General features: G+C 39.6%; 6 protein-coding genes and 1 pseudogene. 5 read left to right on the top strand and 2 right to left on the bottom strand.

Going from position 1 to position 3,746, the window contains the following annotated elements; all coding sequences use genetic code 11:
- Positions 1–257: 257 nt before the first annotated feature.
- Positions 258–406: pseudogene (locus PX482_RS11250) on the top strand (anacyclamide/piricyclamide family prenylated cyclic peptide).
- Between the two features lie 276 nt (positions 407–682).
- On the opposite strand, the gene PX482_RS11245 reads toward PX482_RS11250, so the two are convergent.
- Both PX482_RS11245 and PX482_RS11240 read right to left on the bottom strand, forming a co-directional pair.
- A complete protein-coding gene (locus tag PX482_RS11245; protein WP_002762727.1) occupies positions 683–868 on the bottom strand; it encodes a hypothetical protein in 186 nt (61 codons plus the stop codon).
- A gap of 162 nt (positions 869–1,030) precedes the next feature.
- Complete coding sequence (locus PX482_RS11240) at positions 1,031–1,291, bottom strand: transposase (RefSeq protein WP_080603660.1); 261 nt, start codon at positions 1,289–1,291, stop codon at positions 1,031–1,033.
- 24 nt (positions 1,292–1,315) lie between these two features.
- Between PX482_RS11240 and PX482_RS11235 the strand changes: the two genes are divergently transcribed.
- The 4 genes from PX482_RS11235 to PX482_RS11220 form a co-directional block, all read left to right on the top strand.
- On the top strand, positions 1,316–2,212 hold the full coding sequence (locus PX482_RS11235; protein ID WP_002762729.1) for a DUF5838 family protein: 897 nt from the start codon (positions 1,316–1,318) through the stop codon (positions 2,210–2,212).
- Positions 2,213–2,288: 76 nt separating this feature from the next.
- A complete protein-coding gene (locus PX482_RS11230) occupies positions 2,289–2,735 on the top strand; it encodes a DUF29 domain-containing protein (protein WP_043999427.1) in 447 nt (148 codons plus the stop codon).
- A 34-nt stretch (positions 2,736–2,769) separates the two neighbouring features.
- The gene (locus PX482_RS11225) at positions 2,770–3,336 is read left to right on the top strand and encodes a Uma2 family endonuclease (protein WP_002762733.1); all 567 of its coding nucleotides are present in this window, start codon (positions 2,770–2,772) and stop codon (positions 3,334–3,336) included.
- A 14-nt stretch (positions 3,337–3,350) separates the two neighbouring features.
- On the top strand, positions 3,351–3,746 hold a 396-nt coding region (locus tag PX482_RS11220; RefSeq protein ID WP_288023440.1), incomplete at its 3' end, for a Uma2 family endonuclease.

Raw genomic sequence — 3,746 nt, 5'->3', positions numbered from 1 at the left:
TGCCCAAGAAGTTTGAGAAGATTTGGTAGATATATATACTCAAGAAAATAAACCTTTGCCCTCGCCAAAACTATTACAATTAGCTGAGAAAATTACTAATGACTAACCTCCCAACTATTCTAGGACTAAAAGTAGGTTTTTCTCCTGGAGAAAATGATTTCAACAAAAACTTAACACAAATTCACTTAAAAACTATTGACTCGGCAGAAAAGAGGTAGTACGGTTGGAATCGACAAAAATTAGGTCGGACTTACCCCATGAAAACTAAAAAACTGACACCCCGCAACGCTGCTCCTGTCCAACGGGAAAATACCGCTACCGTCTCTCGTGATGGCAATGCGATCGCCCCCATTTCTGGGGTAACAATCCACATGGGATTCCTTTTGCGGGAGACGACGCAGAGTAATCCCCCTGATTCTAGCACGAACCTCAAAAAATGTCAAAAGACTTTTTCTCCTTGCCAGGGCGCACGGTTTGCCTCAAGGAATTGACCTACAACCCTAGTTAATTCCTGGCTTTCGGATACCTGGAACCCGGGGAGAAGCTTCTTGAGCAGGGGAGAGAGGGAGCGGGGGAGTACAGGTTTTTGCTCTTCTGCTGTCTCCCTTTTCCTTGGTTGAGGAGTGCTAAAAGATTTAGATTCAGGGAGATGAACCCCTGCCAATAGCTTACTCCCCCAGGGTTATCGGGTAGCGGTGTTCTTCTCCTTGGGTTTGTATTTCTGGCAAAAGCCTTTGTACTTTCTGGCACATTCTTCTAAGCTGTCACCAAGTTTAAGAAAAGCAGGATGCCATTGAGTTAAGCCGTCATCGGTTAAACGTTCATAACTGCCGTAGTTACTGAAATCATAGAAGAAGCCAGAACGCATTTTTGCTGCTTTCGGGTTGCCGTGAATGTAACGTAAGGTATTTAACGCCCTTTCTCTATCTGAAGGAGGGAAACCATCGCCAAAATACCGCTTTTCCCAAAAGTGTCCTGTGCGATCCCCCCTAGCCCCCCTTGATAAGGGGGGAAGCCGAAGGCGGGGGGATCACATCGCCGTGTACCAGTTGAGGAAGTGCATGATTTTGGGTAAATCTTCAGGTTGGGCAGGTTCAATGAGATAATGGACATGATTAGACATGATACAGAGAGCATAAAGCCTAAACTGGTGTTTGTCTAAAGCCTTCTTGATGGCATAAAGAAATACCTCCCGGCATTCCCGCTTGGATAATTTGAATTCTCGGTTATTGCAGCGTGTGGTGACGTGGTAGGAATAACCAGCTTGTAAATTTCGAGGTTTTCTTGGCATATTCTTAAGCGAAATTTGAAATTTATGATAGTTGCTGACATTCAAAAAAGCTCCCTCAAAGAGCAAAGGCTACAATTTATTCGTAACCATCAACAAGCTTTCGATGTTGAGCCGATTTATCCTTTGCGGCTGTTTGAAGATTTCGTGATGGGGGTTGAGGGCGATTGTACTATTGAAGCCTCTTGTAAGATAGAATTGGATAAACTGATTGCCTCAAGGTTTTTGCTCTTTTTTAAAGATAAAGCTCAAGAGTGGCAAAAATATCTAGCTCAATCTCTAGCTTTTTTTCAGCAAGTGGAGAACCGTGTGGGTGTTCAATTAGATTATTCTTTATTACAGGGATTTTTAGGAGATAATTTTGACTTTAGCAAGCTAGAAGTCCTAACTGCTGGTATTGACTTAAGAACCAATCTTGCCGATTCTAGTCTAAAAATGCACATCAGAATTGGGGATTATCCCGAAAAACTAGCAACCGCTTTTGTTTTAAGTGACGGTGTTGCTGATAGTAATTATCTCAGTGGGTTTGTTCACCTAATTGGGTTTGATTTTTATTTCAATGGTAAGAGTGCAATCGAAATTTATGCCGAGATTAGAGAAGATGATTTTTTCAAACCAGAAACCATCAATCAAGTGTGGCAACATTTTCCTAAATCAGCCTTAAAACCTCTCCAAGCATCAGATCTATTTTTTACAGGTTTATCAAAAGCAAATAATAACCCAGTGCTTTACTACTCTCTCAAAAATCGTCAGAATTTAATCAATTACTTTAAGCTTAATGATACCGCCCAAAGAGTTCACAGCTTTTGTCAACATCAAGATATTTTACCGAATATGTGGGTAGGCACAGCCCAACAAGAATTAGAAAAAACGAGAATCGAAAACGTTAGGCTTTACTATTATAAGTATTTTGGAATGGAGTAAATTTTATGTTAACCACGAAACTTCTCTGATGTCAAGACAGTCAAAACGATAAAACAGCTAATGGAGACCATCAATGATGCAAAGAATTCACGACTTAAAACAACTCTATGAGATTGATGACTCTCAATGGCTAGGAGAAACCGTTAGCCTACTCAGAAATCATCAATTTTCACAACTAGACTTAGAACATTTAATCGAGGAATTAGAGGATTTGGGCAAAGAAAAGAAAAATGCGGTAGCCAGTCTTTTAGAACAGGTTATCCGCCATTTATTATTACTGCAATACTGGACAAAGGAAGCAGAATATAATACAATTCATTGGCAGGAAGAAATTTATAACTTCCGTACTCAATTAGGGCGAAAAATGACAGCCAATCTCCACAATTATTTAGAGGAAGAATTAAACTCGATCTACCAAGATGCGTTAGGTTTTGTCAAAATCAAAACAGTGAATACTGTGATTTTTCCCTCTCAATGTCCTTACTCACTAGAACAATTACTAGATCGCTCTTGGTTGCCATAAAAATCAATTAAACAACAAAAAGAGATGAGAAATTATGTTAACCACAAAACCCCGCTTTCAAACCTTCGCTGAATATCTACATTATGAGGATAATTCAGAGGAACACTATGAATTATTTAACGGAGAATTGGTAGAAATGCCGCCAGAATCAGGACTTAACTTTGAAATCGCTAACTTTCTTTTTCTCAAATTTGCCTCCCTTGTTGGACATCGGAGAGTCAGAGGACATGGTTTAGAATTAGAAGTGAGAGGCGAACCGAAAAACCGTTACCCTGACTTAACCATTATTCGAGAAGAACATATTCAATTACTCTCCCAGAGAAATACGATTCTTCTTACCATGGCACCCCCCTTATTAGTCATTGAAGTCGTTAGCCCCGGAGAAATCCAAAGAGAGAGAGATTACATCGCTAAAAGAAGCCAATATCAAGATTGTGGGATTCCCGAATACTGGATAGTTGATCCTCAAACTCAAACCATTTTAGTCTTAGAATTAAGAGAAAATACTTATACAGAAATTGGTAATTTTAGCAATGATGACTTAGTAAAATCCTCTATATTTAATCAACTCAATTTAAAAGTTTCTCAAGTATTTAATTAGGCAAATTAACCCCCATGATTACCGTCGAACCCATTACCTTAGCCAAGTCTCCTCAAACAATTCCACGCCTAGAAAATGGAGACAAGCTTACTCGTCGTGAATTTGAGCGTAGATATAATGCTATGCCAAATCTGAAAAAGGCAGAACTGATTGAAGGAATTGTTTATATTATGGCTTCTCCTCTCAGAATTAAGAACCATGGTGAACCCCATGCTGATATTATAGGTTGGCTAAGTGTCTATAAAGCCTTTACTCCCAATCTGCAATTAGGCGATAATTGTACGGTACGTCTTGATGCGGACAATGAACCTCAACCCGATGCACTATTAAGAATTAAAAATGGTGGACAATCAACGATTAGTGAGGATGGTTATGTCGAAGGTGCGCCAGAGTTAATCGTCGAAATTGCT

The organism is Microcystis sp. M53602_WE12, from assembly GCF_030065455.1.
GTDB classification, from domain to species: Bacteria; Cyanobacteriota; Cyanobacteriia; order Cyanobacteriales; family Microcystaceae; genus Microcystis; species Microcystis aeruginosa.
Note: the sequence above shows the minus strand (reverse complement) of the source record. Positions and strands in the feature narration are given on the sequence as shown.

Excerpts from the sequence above, each read along its gene's own strand:
- PX482_RS11245 (WP_002762727.1), bottom strand. The coding sequence starts at position 868 with ATGCGTTCTGGCTTCTTCTATGATTTCAGTAACTACGGCAGTTATGAA.
- PX482_RS11240 (WP_080603660.1), bottom strand. The coding sequence starts at position 1,291 with ATGCCAAGAAAACCTCGAAATTTACAAGCTGGTTATTCCTACCACGTC.
- PX482_RS11235 (WP_002762729.1), top strand. The coding sequence starts at position 1,316 with ATGATAGTTGCTGACATTCAAAAAAGCTCCCTCAAAGAGCAAAGGCTA.
- PX482_RS11230 (WP_043999427.1), top strand. The coding sequence starts at position 2,289 with ATGCAAAGAATTCACGACTTAAAACAACTCTATGAGATTGATGACTCT.
- PX482_RS11225 (WP_002762733.1), top strand. The coding sequence starts at position 2,770 with ATGTTAACCACAAAACCCCGCTTTCAAACCTTCGCTGAATATCTACAT.